We start from the raw sequence: 16737 nt of genomic DNA, 5'->3' as shown, positions 1-16737 counted from the left end.
TTAACTCTTATCCTTGATAGGGCGGGATATTAATTAAAACCATTAAAAGCATATAAACGTTTTATACGGATTTTCCCTTTTAAAATAATGGGATAAATAATTAACTGATTCGAATAGTGTGAGCGCAATATATTTTTCATGTCAAATATTTTGTTAATGTGAAACTCTATTTGGCGATCGATGTAGATTCAAGTAGTATTGACATGTCTCTTACAAAAAATTAACAAGTAAAATACGCAAGTGAAGGAGAGGTTAATGGAAAGCAAAGTAGTAGTTCCGGCAGAAGGCGCTAAAATTACCATTGATTCAAAAGGCAAATTACACGTTCCGAACAACCCAATCATCCCTTTTATTGAAGGTGACGGTATTGGTGTTGATGTCACTCCTGCAATGTTAAAAGTTGTTGATGCTGCAGTCAAAAAAGCCTACAACGGTGAGCGCAAAATTTCGTGGATGGAAATTTACACCGGTGAAAAATCTACTCAGTTGTACGGCAAAGATGTTTGGTTACCGCAAGAAACCCTCGATTTAATCCGTGACTATCGCGTTTCAATTAAAGGTCCTCTGACTACCCCTGTAGGTGGCGGCATTCGCTCTCTGAACGTTGCACTTCGTCAGCAACTCGACCTCTATATCTGCCTACGTCCTGTTCGTTACTACAAAGGCACACCAAGCCCAGTAAAACAGCCTGAGTTAACGGACATGATTATTTTCCGTGAAAACTCTGAAGATATTTATGCTGGTATTGAGTGGAAAGCAGGTAGTAAAGAAGCAGATAAAGTCATCAAATTTCTGCAAGACGAAATGGGCGTAACTAAGATCCGTTTCCCACAAGATTGCGGAATCGGTATTAAGCCGTGTTCTGAAGAAGGAACTAAGCGTTTAGTTCGTGCAGCAATTGAGTACGCAATCGATAATAATCGTGATTCAGTGACCTTAGTTCATAAAGGCAACATTATGAAATTCACTGAAGGTGCATTTAAAGATTGGGGTTACCAATTAGCACAAGAAGAATTTGGCGGTGAGTTAATTGATGGCGGTCCATGGGTTAAGATTAAAAACCCTAAAACTGGCAAAGATATTATTGTAAAAGACGTCATCGCAGATGCCTTCTTACAACAGATCCTGCTGCGTCCTGCAGAGTATGATGTTATCGCATGTATGAACCTGAACGGTGATTATATTTCTGATGCATTAGCGGCACAAGTTGGCGGTATCGGTATTGCTCCGGGTGCAAACATTGGTTCCGAGTGTGCTTTATTTGAAGCAACTCATGGTACTGCGCCTAAGTATGCAGGCCAAGATAAAGTAAACCCAGGTTCAATCATTCTGTCCGCAGAAATGATGCTGCGCCATATGGGTTGGGTCGAAGCGGCTGACTTAATCGTTAAAGGTATGGAAGGCGCAATCGCGGCTAAGACTGTAACTTACGATTTCGAACGTCAATTAGAAGGCGCTAAATTACTGAAATGTAGCGAATTCGGCGACGCAATCATTAAACACATGTAATTTATTACGTAGTGTAATTAATAACGGGAACTTAATAGTTCCCGTTTGTTTTTTGTTCAATTATAATCTTCCCCAAAACCCCACCAAAACTCTTCCCCAAAAAACTGTTCAAAAAACAGGCTATCTAGATCGCAATAATTTATCAAAATTATGCCTATATCGCGACCGTAATTAAAAAAGCAACAATAAGCCTAGAACAATGTCGAAGAATAGATTTATTATAACTAAAGAAACAGAAAATCTTAAATAAGCAGGAATGGTGTCTATATGATATTTTATGGGATAAATTATCTACAAGAGCAGTCTAATTTAAATGACTATCTTAAATATATTATTATATTCAGTACATTGTTTGTTTTAATCGTTGTTTTTAGCCTATATATGCGTCACCGATTACAGACAAAATATCGGGATTTAACTATTATGGCCTTCTTATTTCTGCTGTTCATTTCCGGCGTTCAGTATTCAGATTATACAAATAGTCAAAATATACACTCACAATCATCCCGAATGGTTAATTTTGTAAAACTATTATCAAAAGAAAAAGATGTAGATGTAAACTCTATTTTTTCAAGCTCAATACAACTCTCGGATGGTGTGATTATAAAAGTCAATAATATTTATTATCGTGTGAGTTTGAGTCCGGATCAAAATACATATAGCTTAGTAGAAGCTAAATTAACAAACCCAGACACCATTATTATAAAAAAGTGAGGAAGTAAATGATTATATATATGCCTATAGTTATAAAATTGGGTCTGGGAATATTGTGTTTAATTGTGCAGATAAATCTTATGGGAAAAGGGAACCTTGCCCCATCCTCTGCAATGGATCAGGTTCAAAACTACGTTTTAGGTGGGATCATTGGCGGTGTAATTTATAATGAGTCAATTACGGTGCTGCAATTTGTCCTAGTGTTGATTATCTGGACTTTACTTGTATTTGTTCTTAAATTCTCAAAAGAAAACAATCGATTAATTAAACAAATCATAGATGGAAAGCCTATTACCTTAGTACATAATGGCAGCGTTGATGTTAAAGAATGTTTAAGAAATGGTGTTTCTGCAAATGACTTAATGTTCAAACTCAGAGCTAATGGTATCTATGAAGTTGAGCAGTTAAAACGCGTAGTCCTTGAACAAAATGGACAGTTGACGATTATTCAAAATGGTGATGAAAATATTCGTTATCCCATCATTGTGGATGGATTAGCTAATGATGACTTGCTTGAAATTATTAATAAAGATAGAGAGTGGTTGGAAGCAAAAGTCGCGGAACAAGGATTTAATAAAATCAGTGAAATTTACCTAGGTGAATATTTATCGGGTAAGATTAATTTATATGGATATGCTAGATAGTATCTAAAGTTAAGTTATCGTAATTGAGATGGCTAATTTTATATCAAATGGGAAGGATTATGAGATCCAAAAAAATTGATTATGGAATTTTCCGTTTTAAATTTAGTCAATGAGTTTGTTTTTATTCTGCACCAAGCGAGAGTATGCGCTATAAGCTCTCTTATCAATATTATGCGATACATGTCTGATTTTTTTTGTACCTCTTCAGCCCAACCGGTATATCGAATATTCCTCTATATTTATTAAGATAAAATGATGAATCCATAAGGGGATAGCATGGCAATGACAGTGATAGAAGCAAAAGCTAAAGCGGCAGAAATTTCAGGAGAAATTATGAAACAGCATATTGCGTCCGTTCCTGGGGTATATACATCCGCAGAATATAAATTGGATCTTTCGACAGTTTTTGAAAGGCTGTATGACTCAATAAGTAAAAAAATGGACATTAAATAACACTAGTCGACCTTTAACTAATTTTGTGTGCAAGCCATCCACTAAAAATGGATGGTTTTTTATTTTTTTTGTATCTAAACAAATCAATCACTATTGGACTGATTATAAAAAGATGTACTAATAAATACTTAAATAAAATTCGATGTGTAGGCATTTATACTTATTTTTAGTGTTATGTGTGATAAAAAGAGTCGCTCTATGGAAGTTCATTGCAAAGGTGTTAAAATGACCGAAACTATTTTATAAAAAATAGTGGTATAAATTAAATAATTATACATTTTTAGCACAGCGCTCTGGTGGTCTTAGAGGTATAAAATGAATAACACATATTTATTACTAGCTATACAGTTAATGACCTTTTTTATCTCTTTTCGAGCAATAGCATTTCAAGAAAAAGAGTATAACCCTGTAGTATTTAACATGGCTCAACTCTATGATTTTAATCCGGTTAGAGGAAATATCAAGGAGCTAAAAACAGTAGTCTATAATGAAGATAAGTCTATTAATTATCAATCATTTCTAAAAATTGGACGAGATGGCTGTGTAGATAGTTTTACTTATGACCAAAAAAAAGATGAATACCTGAATAGTGTCCATAACCATCTTTCACTTAAAAAAATTAACAATAAATTAGTGGGTAATGATGCCAATGGTCCCGTTGAAATGATTGTTGGCAAAAATTGTTTGATACTCTCAAGAGTGGACACGAATGGTGAGTTAATTTATCAATACAATGACGATGGGATTATCATTGGTTCACAGATCGCAAATCCTAGAACACAATATAGTGAAAATCATTACAATAAATTTAAACTTCCGGATTCGATAATTTACTATAAAGATAATATCGTATTTTCTGAAAGCATAATCACATATGGAAAAGATATTAATAAACCATTTGATCTTACCATGGAAATTAAAGCGCTAGGGCAACCAATTCTATTTGTTATTTCTACATGTGAGTATAATGAGAAGAATATTGCTCACAAATGTGATTTTGTATTGACAATAAATGCAAATGGTAAAAATATCAATTTGTTAAAAAGCAGTATAACGGAAGCTACTTTTTATTGAGAAAATATTCCATTTAACATCAGGATAATAACTAAATCACATGATATAAATACGAATTATTTTTATTTCCGGGTTGATGGTAAATAATTAAATTTAAATAAATGATGTTATAAAAAGTAATTTCCCATGAAGTATGATTAAAATGTCAGCGAATATTTGAAGTAAATTGCCTATCTCAATATAGAGATAGCATAAAAATAAATCTAGGGGCTTTCATATATATGAAAATCGAAATATTACCGGTAGTTGCCTATACTGTGGCAATATTGATACCATTTAAAGCTACAGCAATGTCAGAACAAAAATATAACCCTGTCGTATTTAATATGGCACAAATGTATGATTTCAATCCCGTCAAAGGTAATGTAAAAGAAGTAAAATCAACGATTTATAATGAGGATAACTCAATAAATTATATTTCCAATTTAAAAATTGGGCGTGATGGATGCATTGATGAATTTTCTTTGAGCCAAGTAAAAGATGAGTATATCAATAGTATTCATAATGAGTTATTCGTAAAAAGAGTTAAAGATAAACTTATCGGAGAAGATATTAATGGACCAGTTGAAATGGAAATAGGCAAGGATTGCCTAGTTTTATCTAAAAAAGATTCGAATGGTAAGTTATTGTATGAATATAATGATGATGGTTTTATCAAAGGCTCTATGATTAAAAGTCCAAATATTAAGTTAAATGAATATCACTATGATAAAGATAATCGGCTGTATGCAATCACTTATTACAGTGAAAATAAAGTATTTTCAGAGACAGTGGTTGAGTATGATAAAGATCCCGCTAAACCTTATGATGTACTTCTCGAAGTTAAAGTGATGAATCAATCCGCACTTATTGCAGATACTAAATGTGAATATGATAAGCGAGGAGTATCCTATAAATGTAATTTTGTACTTACATTAACGCCAAATGGTAAAACCATAAAATTAAACAAAAGAAGCACAACAGAGGTAATCTTTTATTGATAAAATAGCCCCTTGTTGGGACTATTTATACATTATTATTAATGGTTTTCAGATTTGGAGCTGTTGTTTTTCCATAGAATGAAATGCAGTAAACCCATCAAGCCATGACCAATGATATAGGCTTCAATGAGTCCTGTGAGCGTTTTATGTATGTTGCGAGCTTCTGGCGCTAATGCTGAATTTTGTAGCCATAAAATAAACCAAATTACTCCAGATAAAACGACGATAGCTAAAGCTCCTAGACCTAATCCTTGTATCGTTGTGGCTAAACCTCTTGGAGAACTTTCTGGTAATTTTAATTTAAATAATAACGTAATATCATTTTTTATTTGAGTAAAATCTCCCCATAAATAAGGGAAAAAATAACGAAATCCTCGATTAGAAAAACACACGAGTATTAGGAAGGCGGCTAGGAATAGCAGACAAAAGCCTATCCCAATATGAATCCATGTAAAATAGAACGAGTATCCGTCTGTTGGAATGAGTCCTGCCTTTGTTACTTGCATCCAATTGCTGATAATAATTTGAGTTATGACAAGTATAAAAATAAAGCAGTGTAGCAATCGGGTCGTCTTATTTTGATATATGCCAAAAAATCGCCAAATCGATTTTAATAAAAGTCTGGTTACTTCTTTGTAAACCTTTTATTTTTAGTATTCAATAAGTTTATTTCGATGATATGAATTGGATGTTCTTATGCAGATAAATTTTATTGTTTTTCTTGGCGGGGTTGAAAACGTTAAATAAGCCCGAATATACAAGTAAACAAAGCGGGAAAATAAAAAAAGAGGATACGATGAATAAGATGATGCTTGTAAAACAAGCTTTAACCACTGTGTTAGGGAAAGATATAGGTAATTTGGCGATTGTTAAAAAATATTTTTCCACAGATTATATACAAATTGTTGATGGAAAACAGATTGATTTTGAAGAGTTTTATGAGCACTTGAATGTATTAAAAGAAGCGACTAAAAGTATCACGGTCACAATCAAATCGATAGCTGAAGGCGATAACTGTGTGCATACACAGCATATAGCGCGTGCAATTAAAAATGATGGCTCAGTCAGTGAATTTGAGGTATTTGCTAGCTTTCAATTGGGCAATGAAAAAATTATCCGTTGTGAAGAGTTAACGAGAATGTTATCAGGTTCAAAACATGATAGTGATTTAGGATCACGGGTATAAAAATTTTAAGAAATAGAATATGTAGTTAGTACTAAATCTAAAAATATTAACTACATATGGATTGATATCATCATTATGCAGGATAGGTTAATTGCATCCCAGACCCCACTTCTTTAACCGGAATATATGTAGCTAAATGTATTTTTGCAGCTAAATCGGTGCAATGGCATGGATGGATTTGTGATAAATTTTGCTGTTTAAAATAATGACTAGTTTGGTTTAGTAAATTATCAGAGGCGTGCTGTAGATGAAAACCACCTATAACGGTGATAATTTTATCCACTTTGGTCACTTGCTTTGCATACTCAACAATATTACAAATACCTGAATGTGAACATCCTGTAATCACAATTAAGCCTTCCGATGTTGTAATTGCTAGAGCGGTATCATCAAGTACATAGTCATCAACACAATTATTTTCTTGGTCTACGGTTTTACCAATTGGATCTTTTCCTTCAAATGCATTATTTCTCGGGATTTGACCAAGAAAAATAACATTATCAGAAATATAGTAAGTATTTTGTGTTTCAACTAAATCAAAATAGGCTGTGAGAACATTTCTGGGTGTATTCGCGCCAATGACCTTAGTTTTATAGTTTTTAGGTAACAACGCATTAGGATGACAAATAAGCTTTTTAGTTTGTTGGGATTCGAGGTTACGTCGGTCTAGATATTGGATTAAATGGTTGATTCCCCAAGTATGGTCATTGTGACCATGGGATAAGACTAGATCGGTAATATAGGATAAATCGATATTAAGAATATTAGCATTCTCAATGAATACATCAGAATAACCAGTATCAAATAATATTTTTTTTCCATCAGCCTCGATGTAGTAGCAAACACCAGGCTCACCACAAAAGTAACTATCTATTAGGGTATTGTTATCAACGAGAACAGAAATATTTATTGTCATTTTTAGCTCTTTTTTTCAAATTTAGTTAATAACGTTATATCAGATTAACTGTAAAAGATATTCAACCAGGTATAAACATATAATTCGTAATACAATGATTTATTTAATCATATGATAAGTAAGGCTTAGGCTTTATTGCTGTTATGATACTAACAACACGTTAATGCCATACATTTTAAGAGATAATCAACCAAATCGTAGAATGACACTTGAGTCCATTATGTTTTCACTTCTAATCAAATGCTTATTTGGCGCATTAGCTGTTCTGGTTATAGCTCTTTTTTCTCGTAGTAAGGTCTATTATATTGCAGGCTTAGTTCCATTATTCCCAACTTTTGCATTAATTGCGCATGTGATTGTGGTGCAAGAACAAGGAGGTGAAGCCTTACGAAAAACAGCGCTGTTTGGCTTATGGTCTTTAATTCCCTATGCAATGTATTTGCTCACTGTCTATTTGTTTGCTACTCGATGGAGTCCATGGGTTTGTTTAAGTGTAGCGACACTGATTTGGGTAATTACTGCGATATGTTTAGTTTATATTTGGACTCAGCTACAATGATTAGGGTTTAATGCTAAATTCGTCAATATAACAAATTTTTATATCGGATCTGAAGGGAAGTTCATCGTTAAAGAATAATGTCATCGCAAATATTTTCATACCAATTATAATAATTCGAAATATTTCTTAATAAATCGCGTTGTGAAACATGTTGCTAAGATCATTGATATTATTGTTAGTTGCGGGCTGCGCATATATAGCCGGTTTGATGACTGACCTTTCATCATCAGCAAAAGTTAATACTGAAAGTAAAGTAAAAAATGTAGTCAAAGATTTTTTAGATTATCCCGAAGCGGCGACCTATAAAAATTTTGAGTATCATATGCTTACGAAAAATTCACGTGGAGATGAAACAGGCTATTATTGTGGGGAAGTGTTTGGTTTTGAAGATGAACTGTCCAATAGCTATAGACGGTTTATTGTTAGGGTATATCAAAATGTTGAAGGTAATACTTCAATTTCAATTCCTTTAATTGAACAAATAGATGATATTATCCCACCAGAGCAATTTACTGCAATTTGGGAACGTTATTGTGAGGATCGTAAATTGTAAGGATCAGTGTGGGAGGTTATTCACCAGTTTAGTTTTTTATTGCTAGTGTTGCTAGGAATGTTGGCAAGTAATTATCAATAACAAATCGAGGGTTAGGTTGCCAATCCTCTTGAAAACCTGTAATGGTAAATCCTACTCTTATCTGCCCACCAATTAAATCTGTTAATGAATGGCCAAAAACAAAAGCTTCCTGATTTTTTTGTTTTACCTCAATTTGTTCTGGTGATAAATTTTCTAATTCAGAAAATGGCATTCTATAACACGGTCTTATAATATTGTGCTCATCGGTTAATTTTTCTCTGTCATCGACAAAGACGATAGGATTAAAGAAGCTAGATAATAACTTACCTTGAGGTTTCAATACCCGATAGCACTCTTGCCATACTGGATTGACATCTGGAATATATAAATTGGATATAGGATGAAAAATGATATCAAAGCTATTATCTGGGAATATTTGTAAGGAACGCATATCCCCTTGAATTATGTTTAAGGATAAGTCATCACGTAGTGCGACTAATCTGTCTTGCTCTAATTGTTTTTCTGAAAGGTCAAACACTGTCACTATTCCTCCTGCAGCGGCAAGTATGGGTGCTTGTTGGCCTCCAGCAGATGCTAAACATAAGATATGTTTATTTTGAATATCACCCAACCACTGTTTATTAAGTGCTGTTGGGGTTAAATGGATTTGCCAATTTCCTTTCTTTGCTTCATCAATTGTCGCTGAGTCAACAGGAGTTGACCATGCTTGCTGTAATTCAGCTTGTTTATCCCATGCTTTTTGGTTTGCAGATATAATGTTAGTCATCAAGTGTACCTTTTAATACATTAATTGAGGGGATTCTAATTGAAATGGAATAAATGTAAATTAAATTGTACTACATAATACTAATTTTTGATGAGTTGAAGTAAATTTAAAGAATATGACATGATTGAAATAAAGGCTGCTTATTTGCATAATGTCAGCAACCTTTAGCTTTTAGAGCTGATTAATATGTTAGCTAAATTTTATCCTATTATTTTATTGGTTATTTCCAATGTTTTCATGATGTTTGCTTGGTATGGCCATTTGAAGTTTACGAACAAACCCCTTTATATTGTTATTTTTATTAGCTGGCTTATCGCATTTGTTGAATATTGTTTTGCCGTGCCAGCAAATCGCTTAGGGCATCAATATTATAGTGCTGCTGAGTTAAAAACGATGCAAGAGGTTATCACCTTATGTGTTTTTGTAGGTTTCTCCGTTTTGTATCTGGGAGAAAGCATCACTATCAATCATATTATTGGTTTTATACTGATATTTGCAGGTGCTTTCTTTATTTTTAAAGGGCCATTTTGAAGGAAAACTCCTTCTATCTAGTAGAAGGAGTTTTCAATTTATACCCAGCCTTTTTGACGAAACTCTTTTAATACAAGAACAAACTGTTCCATTTCTTCAGGAGTTCCTAGAGTGAGGCGATTCCAGCCTACAACAGGTGGGAATTCTCTTCCTACCATGATGTTAGCTTCTTGCATTCGTTGCTTATACGTTTTCACATCACCTTTAACTTTGTGGAAAATAAAATTAGCTTGAGATGGCGCATATTCTAATCCAAGGTCATTTAATGCCTGTTCGACAATCTTGCGAGAAAGGTTATTTGATTTCAAGCTATACGCAATAAATTGCTTATCTTTTAATGATGCGATAGCTGCTGCGGCTCCAGCTGTATTGGTATTATCAATTGAATTAAATTCATCAACTGCAGCGATAATATCTGGAGTTGCAATACCATAACCCACACGTAATCCTGCTAAGGCATATATTTTAGAAAAAGTTCTGGTCACAATAAGATTATTTTGACCTTTTTTTACTAATTCTATAGCGCTAATAAACTGTGGATCTTCAACGAATTCGGCATATGCCTCATCTACAATAAAAAATTGCTTATCGGTAACTTTTTTCATCCAACGATCTAATGGGCTATGTGGTGTGATCATTGCGGTTGGATTGTTAGGATTGCAGATATAAATAATAGAGAGTCCATCAAAATTATTTGCGATCTCTTCCATTTTTTCTAAGTTAAAAGAGAGGTCGGCACTCAGTGGAACTTTTTTGATTTCAATATCTAAAGGTAGAGAGTAGAGTTCTGCATAATTAAACGTTGGATCTGGGGTAACTAATTGAATTTTTAAATTTTGTTTTCTCGCCTTATTTGCCAGCATGGCTACCGCTGCTTGAATGGTTTCCGATGAGCCATTACCTATGGAAATATGCTTGTCCGATAAGTTATGCATAGCACCTAAATTTTCAATCAACTCTGATCTGGCAGCATCAGGGTAACGAAAAGAGCCTGGTAGAGATTCCACGACTGCTGCTTGAGCTTTTGGTGACATACCGAGAGAGTTTTCGTTGAAATTAAGCAGTAAAGGATGCTCTGCACTTGGTTTGATAACAGAGATTGTCTTTGCATTTGCCTGATTTAAAACGGAGTTTATTGCTAAACCACCAGCGATAAGTGAGCTTGTTTTTAAGAATGAACGACGATCCATGAAGTGTTCCTGCAATATATTTACGTTGTGTTACTAGATTACTTAAAATAATTGCAATGTAAATAAATATGTTAATAAAGTGATTTTTTATTCGCTCTTGTTGTTTTTATCGCTGGAAATGCATGGTCTTCATGTTGTGTTAACTGGTTAAATATTCATCTCTTCAACAATATTTCTCAGAAAGTTACCGATGAGGTGATAAATGGGCTATTTCAGAGAAATACAAATAACTAAGTGGATTAAGAGGGGGATAACCGATTAATTATCAAATATAAGTGAAAGTATGTTAACGCCACATTGAAAATCAACATTTACTAAAGATGCTATTAAGAATAAATTTATTTTAAAAAGATAATCTTTTTGAAAGGACAATTTAAAGTGAGAAGATTATCTCTTCTCACTTTAAATAATATTTATTGATTTTGAATTGGAGCATTAGTCTCCGCATCTATAACTGCAACATGTACTCTGTATTGTTTACCATTTTCACCTTTTGGTAGATCAGAGCTGATTTTTTTCAGTGTTTCTTCGGGTTGAGTTGTTTGAATCGTTGTAGAGTATTGCATAGCAGCTTGATGGCGACCAGAGTGTCGTCCATCTGCATAGTTACTGCATGGGCGTTCATATTGAGCTTGAGTATGGTTGTTATGATTAGGCCAAGAACCATGTCCAGTACCATTACCATGATATGCAAAAGTTGAAAAGCTAATGGCCAATAAACTACTAGCAATAATAATAGATTTTGAAAGTTTCATATTTTATCTCCTTTGTCTTTATATTTAATTTGCCATTTAAATATATTTAAGCAATTCAATTTACTTAATTATAGAGATTATTCTTATTGTACTCACAGTCATTCATTATTTCTTCATAATGCTAATTTCTTGTTAATTAAACTAGTTATTTATAAATAAATAAAAAATGAATTTTTATTATGTTCTATCTATGGGAGATGGATCGTACTTTTTGTGCTGCACTAATTAGGTAAAGCTTATAAAGACAATAGCAAAAATGTTAATATAGCTATATCTGTTAGATTTTATAACCTGAAAAGGATCGCAGTTTGAAACGAATAAAAAGTAAGCTATTGATTATTATATTACTGGCAGTTGGCGCATTTGGTTACCAGTTTTATACAAGTATTGGGGATTCGGATATTAAAAAAAGTGCCGAAAAACTTGTTGAGAGCAAGTTAGGTACAGGAAGCTCCATTATCTTTACTGATGTAAATATCGTATTGAAAAGCGAATTTAAAGATGGAGAAAGCTATCGAGTTTGTGGTTTTTATCAAGTTAAACAACAAGATGAAAAGCTGCCATTTGTTGCTAGTATCAATGTTCAGGAAGGTGTTTTTTCAGAGCATAATCAGTTAATTGTTAGCGAAACGCCAGAGTTACGTACCGCAATTACCACCATTTGTGAAAAGTCGAAAGAGTAACTTTGTTGATGTGCCCATAGTCCGTCAGGGCACATTCTATTTATAAGTTATTATGATTTATTCAGTAATAGCTCAGTTTGGATTTTACACGCAGCTATTGAATCATTCAGTGATTTATTAAATTCTGCATCAGATGCAAATTTAGATTTGTTTTTTCGTACCCCATCAATGGCTGCCATTAAATTCTGACGTAATTCTGCTTCAGTGGTTTGCAATAGTTTTAAATCCACATTTTCACTTTTGAGCTTTGTGATGGTATTGCTAGTCAGCTCGCTACTGCTTTTATTAGTGCCGTATGCGTTATGCAGTGCTTGCCCTGTTGCATCACAATAGTCTTTAGCTAGTTCACTAATATTTAAAGGCTCGTTGGCTGCTAAGGCAATAACAGGGCTTAAAAATAGTGCTAATAATAAACGTTTCATAGGCATACCTCTGATTTGTAATGAATGTGGGTCTGTAGAGACTATAGCAGACTGGGACGTAAATCATAATCTCAGAGGGTTTTTTAGCATCAATTCATAAAAAAGAGCCAGTATAAATACTGGCTGCTATAAATTAGCAAAAGCAATGTAAATGAAAATTCGTTATATACATTATCATATAACGAGAATAAATAAAGGACTTTGTTTGGGTCGGATTTGGTATTCAAAGCAAAGATGATTTTGATCAGAGTTTAAGGTGAATGGAAAATAATGTAGGACAAGGAATACCAGCCTGAAATACTTAGGTAGGCTGGTAAAGGAGGTGGTTTAGGTTAGTTTTTTAACCAATGGCCATGATGCAAAACATCTTCAACGAGCTCATGTAAGACAATATGAGCTTCTTTGTCATCATGAAATCCGCTGGTATTAAATGTTGTTGGCCCCATATCATGTGTAATCTTCAGATTGCTACCGGGATAAACTTCCAATATGCGAGCATGCAGCTCGGCAACGAATGCTTCATGGGATTTTTCAGAGAGTTTTGCCACTGCGTCGTCGGAAACTTTAATATTGATATCCATATGTTACCCTTTGATGTAAAAAGCTAATTTTTAATCAGTGTATTGTTATCATAAAACATAAGCAATAATCTTATTTGGATGATACAAAAAAGATTTAATGAGCGAGGACAAAAGTTATTATTAGCTTGGATATGATTTTATTATTATATGGATCTTTTTAGATTATAATTTTTCTATATTTAATTATAGTCAAAAGTTAGATTTGTAATTTTTTAAGTTTAAATCCCTACGAAAAATTTAAATTATTTATATAAGTAAAATGAACTATTTAGATAATGAAATCAATTAAACCAGTCTAAAAAACAACCAAATTCAAACGATTGTTTAATTTTGAATAAAAAACAATCAATGCAATCTTATCGTGATGATATTTAATGTATTATAATATTGAGGCTCAAGGCTTTTTTAACAAAGGCATGTTAAAAAACAAGCATCATCATGTATAAAAAACAGAAAATAATTTACATGAAAAGCAAAAAAAATATAATTCAGGCGTCGTGTTGAATTACGTTGATTTAAATTATGAACCTTTATGGCTCATAGTTTTTATGTGTTTAACTATTATTGGCTAATATGGAGCGAAATTAATCATCAACTAAATATTAATTTAGTTGTTCTAATAAAAGGAGAGTAATTTGATAGAATTTATAAACTCAATCAGTAATTTTATTTGGGGCTCATTACTAATTTATTTATTACTCGGAGCCGGTCTTTATTTTACATTACGGTCTAAATTTATTCAGTTTAGACACTTTGGCCATATGTTTGGCATACTTAAAAACAGCACTCAGGCAGACAAATCAGGAATTTCGTCATTTCAAGCATTATGTACCAGCTTAGCAGCCCGAGTTGGCACTGGAAACTTAACTGGGGTGGCTATTGCTATCACGGCAGGGGGGCCTGGAGCCATATTTTGGATGTGGGTTGTAGCCCTATTGGGTATGGCAACATCATTTATAGAATGTACCCTCGCTCAGTTATATAAAACCAAAGATGACCAAGGTAACTATCGTGGTGGGCCTTCTTATTATATGCAAAAAGGCTTAAAACAACGTTGGATGGGAGTTTTATTCTCAATCTTTTTAATCATTGCCTTTGGTTTGGTTTTTAATGCCGTTCAAGCTAATTCTATTGCTCAAGCCACTGCGGTAGCATTTGATTTTAATCCTCTCTATGTTGGTATCGTATTAGTTATTTTAAGTGGAGTGATCATTTTTGGTGGATTAAGATCAGTTGCTAAAGTCGCGGAGCTGGTTGTGCCTATCATGGCAATTGCATATCTACTGCTCGCTTTTTGGGTTGTTGGGCACCATATTGAACGCTTACCCGATGTATTTATGTTGATCTTTCGTAATGCATTTGGCTTACAAGAGGCTGCAGGGGGAGCTGTGGGCTATGGTGTCGCACAAGCTATGACCCAAGGAATTCAGCGGGGACTATTTTCTAATGAAGCTGGAATGGGTTCTGCGCCGAATGCTGCTGCGTCTGCATCTCCTTATCCCCCTCACCCTGCATCCCAAGGGTACGTACAGATGTTGGGTGTCTTCATGGATACAATCGTTATTTGTAGCGCTACGGCAATTATTATCTTGGCATCTGGTGTGTTAGATGGCCCAGTTGAACAAGTTAATGGCATCGAACTTACTCAGCTCGCATTGTCATCTTCTGTCGGAAGTTGGGGGTCAACTTTCATCGCTATTGCTATTTTCTTTTTTGCTTTTACTTCAATCATTGCAAATTATGCTTACGCAGAAAGTAACATGATTTTCCTCGAAAATAACCATACCGCAGGTTTGTTTATTTTCCGCTTAGCTGCTTTAGGGATGGTGATGTTTGGTGCTTTAGCCGAAATGCCATTGATCTGGAAACTCGCTGATTTATCAATGGGCTTGATGGCGATTACCAATTTAATTGCGATTCTCCTATTGTCTGGAGTGGCATTTAAGTTAGCCAATGATTACAACCAACAACGCCGTGATGGAAAGGTGCCTACTTTTGATATCAATGACCATCCAGAGTTAAAAAAACAAATTGAAGATGGAATTTGGGAAAAAGAGTCTGTAGAGCAGTGGGTGAGTAAGGAAGTTCGCTCATAGCAATGATGCTGTAGTATTAAATAATGTTAAGCACTTAGATAAATGTCTAAGTGCTTTTTTTATAAATAGAAATTGATAAAAAAGACTTGCTTTCTCGTGCTTGGAGCGTAATGTTTTTGAAATATACTCATGGATATTTTACCGATTACGAGGATGTTATTCAGGCTATGAAACTAGGGCAACATGCAGCAACATTCTACGGCATAATTTCCATATTATTATGGAGCACGATGGTTGGTTTAGTTCGTAGCACAAGCGAAAACTTTGGTCCCATAGGTGGTGCAGCCTTAATCTATTCTATTGGTAGTCTTGTGTTAGTGGCGGTGATGGGGCTACCTAAAATCCATTTATTTCCTAAGCGCTATCTGTTTTGGGGTGCTTTTCTATTTGTTAGTTATGAAATTTGTTTCATATTGGCTCTGGGTTTAGCCAATAACCGTCAACAAGCGATTGAGCTGGGAATGGTGAATTATCTTTGGCCGAGTTTTACAATCGCGCTCGCTGTATTATTTAATCGACAGCGATTTACATTGTTATTGATATTAGGACTAATATTGGCATTTGCGGGGCTATTATGGGTGATTTCTGGAGACCAGCCTCTATCGCTAGATGCTATTTTATCGAATATTCAAAGTAACCCGATAAGCTATGGATTGTCCTTTGTGGGAGCAATATTGTGGGCGTTTTACAGCAATATTACGAAGCGTATGGCGAATGGATGCAATGGAATGGTCTTATTCTTTATCATGACATCTATTGGGCTATGGGGACTCTTTTTACTTTCTGAGCCAGCGCCATTTAATATTAATCTGAACAGTATGAGTTTATTGCTGATCACGGCAATTGCAACGGGAGGCGCTAACGCTCTTTGGACTGTTGCAATTATCAAGGGTAACGTCGCATTTTTGGGAACCCTTTCTTATTTTACCCCTGTGATCTCTACCGCATTTTCTTCAATGCTATTGAGTACGGCATTAACATGGGGATTTTGGCAGGGAGTTGTGATGGTCACCATCGGGTCAATAACTTGTTTTATCGCGACAAGACGCCGCTAAATACGGTATTAGCCCGCAAACTGCGGGC

The 16737-nt window shown here is 34.3% G+C and carries 20 protein-coding genes; 13 read left to right on the top strand and 7 right to left on the bottom strand.

The annotated features are described in order from the left end of the window. Positions 1–255: 255 nt before the first annotated feature. The 6 genes from icd (at position 256) to PROVRUST_RS13340 (ending at position 5374) form a co-directional block, all read left to right on the top strand. Positions 256–1509 (top strand): NADP-dependent isocitrate dehydrogenase, encoded by a 1254-nt coding sequence (gene icd / locus PROVRUST_RS13360; protein WP_006815387.1) that lies wholly within the window; start codon positions 256–258, stop codon positions 1507–1509. A 267-nt stretch (positions 1510–1776) separates the two neighbouring features. Further along, positions 1777–2223, top strand: a complete 447-nt coding sequence (locus PROVRUST_RS13355) for a DUF3290 domain-containing protein (protein ID WP_006815386.1) — start codon at positions 1777–1779, stop codon at positions 2221–2223. Between the two features lie 8 nt (positions 2224–2231). Beyond that, entirely contained in the window at positions 2232–2867 is a 636-nt protein-coding gene (locus tag PROVRUST_RS13350; RefSeq protein ID WP_006815385.1) for a DUF421 domain-containing protein, read from the top strand. 276 nt (positions 2868–3143) lie between these two features. Continuing rightward, complete coding sequence (locus tag PROVRUST_RS19785) at positions 3144–3320, top strand: hypothetical protein (RefSeq protein ID WP_006815384.1); 177 nt, start codon at positions 3144–3146, stop codon at positions 3318–3320. Between the two features lie 315 nt (positions 3321–3635). Next, the gene (locus tag PROVRUST_RS13345; protein ID WP_006815383.1) at positions 3636–4394 is read left to right on the top strand and encodes a YnfC family lipoprotein; all 759 of its coding nucleotides are present in this window, start codon (positions 3636–3638) and stop codon (positions 4392–4394) included. 221 nt (positions 4395–4615) lie between these two features. Continuing rightward, positions 4616–5374 (top strand): YnfC family lipoprotein, encoded by a 759-nt coding sequence (locus tag PROVRUST_RS13340; protein ID WP_006815382.1) that lies wholly within the window; start codon positions 4616–4618, stop codon positions 5372–5374. 38 nt (positions 5375–5412) lie between these two features. Here PROVRUST_RS13340 and PROVRUST_RS13335 read toward each other — a convergent pair whose 3' ends face one another. Further along, complete coding sequence (locus PROVRUST_RS13335) at positions 5413–5979, bottom strand: cytochrome b/b6 domain-containing protein (RefSeq protein WP_039855272.1); 567 nt, start codon at positions 5977–5979, stop codon at positions 5413–5415. 191 nt (positions 5980–6170) lie between these two features. On the opposite strand from PROVRUST_RS13335, the gene PROVRUST_RS13330 reads away from it, so the two are divergent. After that, a complete protein-coding gene (locus PROVRUST_RS13330; protein WP_039855271.1) occupies positions 6171–6560 on the top strand; it encodes a hypothetical protein in 390 nt (129 codons plus the stop codon). A gap of 73 nt (positions 6561–6633) precedes the next feature. Here the strand turns inward: PROVRUST_RS13330 and PROVRUST_RS13325 are convergent, their stop codons facing one another. Continuing rightward, positions 6634–7476, bottom strand: coding sequence for an MBL fold metallo-hydrolase (locus PROVRUST_RS13325; protein WP_006815379.1), 843 nt, complete (start codon positions 7474–7476; stop codon positions 6634–6636). 220 nt (positions 7477–7696) lie between these two features. Here PROVRUST_RS13325 and PROVRUST_RS13320 point away from each other — a divergent pair, with 220 nt between their 5' ends. Both PROVRUST_RS13320 and PROVRUST_RS13315 read left to right on the top strand, forming a co-directional pair. Then, entirely contained in the window at positions 7697–8035 is a 339-nt protein-coding gene (locus PROVRUST_RS13320; RefSeq protein WP_039855268.1) for a GlpM family protein, read from the top strand. Positions 8036–8243: 208 nt separating this feature from the next. Next, positions 8244–8588, top strand: coding sequence for a hypothetical protein (locus PROVRUST_RS13315; protein WP_223844679.1), 345 nt, complete (start codon positions 8244–8246; stop codon positions 8586–8588). A 28-nt stretch (positions 8589–8616) separates the two neighbouring features. On the opposite strand, the gene PROVRUST_RS13310 is transcribed toward PROVRUST_RS13315, so the two are convergent. Beyond that, complete coding sequence (locus PROVRUST_RS13310; protein WP_006815376.1) at positions 8617–9396, bottom strand: class I SAM-dependent methyltransferase; 780 nt, start codon at positions 9394–9396, stop codon at positions 8617–8619. A 186-nt stretch (positions 9397–9582) separates the two neighbouring features. Here PROVRUST_RS13310 and PROVRUST_RS13305 point away from each other — a divergent pair, with 186 nt between their 5' ends. Continuing rightward, entirely contained in the window at positions 9583–9927 is a 345-nt protein-coding gene (locus PROVRUST_RS13305; RefSeq protein WP_006815375.1) for a DMT family protein, read from the top strand. Positions 9928–9965: 38 nt separating this feature from the next. Here the strand turns inward: PROVRUST_RS13305 and PROVRUST_RS13300 are convergent, their stop codons facing one another. Further along, a complete protein-coding gene (locus PROVRUST_RS13300) occupies positions 9966–11117 on the bottom strand; it encodes a pyridoxal phosphate-dependent aminotransferase (protein ID WP_006815374.1) in 1152 nt (383 codons plus the stop codon). Positions 11118–11530: 413 nt separating this feature from the next. Further along, on the bottom strand, positions 11531–11872 hold the full coding sequence (locus PROVRUST_RS13295; RefSeq protein WP_006815373.1) for a hypothetical protein: 342 nt from the start codon (positions 11870–11872) through the stop codon (positions 11531–11533). Positions 11873–12180: 308 nt separating this feature from the next. Between PROVRUST_RS13295 and PROVRUST_RS13290 the strand changes: the two genes are divergently transcribed. Further along, complete coding sequence (locus PROVRUST_RS13290; RefSeq protein ID WP_006815372.1) at positions 12181–12555, top strand: hypothetical protein; 375 nt, start codon at positions 12181–12183, stop codon at positions 12553–12555. Between the two features lie 50 nt (positions 12556–12605). Here PROVRUST_RS13290 and PROVRUST_RS13285 read toward each other — a convergent pair whose 3' ends face one another. Together PROVRUST_RS13285 and PROVRUST_RS13280 are read right to left on the bottom strand one after the other, a co-directional pair. Next, positions 12606–12977 (bottom strand): hypothetical protein, encoded by a 372-nt coding sequence (locus PROVRUST_RS13285; RefSeq protein WP_039855263.1) that lies wholly within the window; start codon positions 12975–12977, stop codon positions 12606–12608. A gap of 332 nt (positions 12978–13309) precedes the next feature. Continuing rightward, positions 13310–13558: a DinI-like family protein gene (locus PROVRUST_RS13280; RefSeq protein WP_006815370.1), complete on the bottom strand. Its 249-nt coding sequence runs from the start codon at positions 13556–13558 to the stop codon at positions 13310–13312. Positions 13559–14193: 635 nt separating this feature from the next. On the opposite strand from PROVRUST_RS13280, the gene PROVRUST_RS13275 reads away from it, so the two are divergent. Further along, on the top strand, positions 14194–15654 hold the full coding sequence (locus tag PROVRUST_RS13275; RefSeq protein WP_039855261.1) for an alanine/glycine:cation symporter family protein: 1461 nt from the start codon (positions 14194–14196) through the stop codon (positions 15652–15654). A gap of 167 nt (positions 15655–15821) precedes the next feature. Further along, entirely contained in the window at positions 15822–16709 is an 888-nt protein-coding gene (gene yddG, locus PROVRUST_RS13270) for an aromatic amino acid DMT transporter YddG (protein ID WP_039855476.1), read from the top strand. Positions 16710–16737: the final 28 nt, after the last annotated feature.

Origin of the sequence: Providencia rustigianii DSM 4541, from assembly GCF_000156395.1 — a bacterium.
GTDB lineage: Bacteria > Pseudomonadota > Gammaproteobacteria > Enterobacterales > Enterobacteriaceae > Providencia > Providencia rustigianii.
This window is presented reverse-complemented; position numbering and strand designations above follow the sequence as displayed.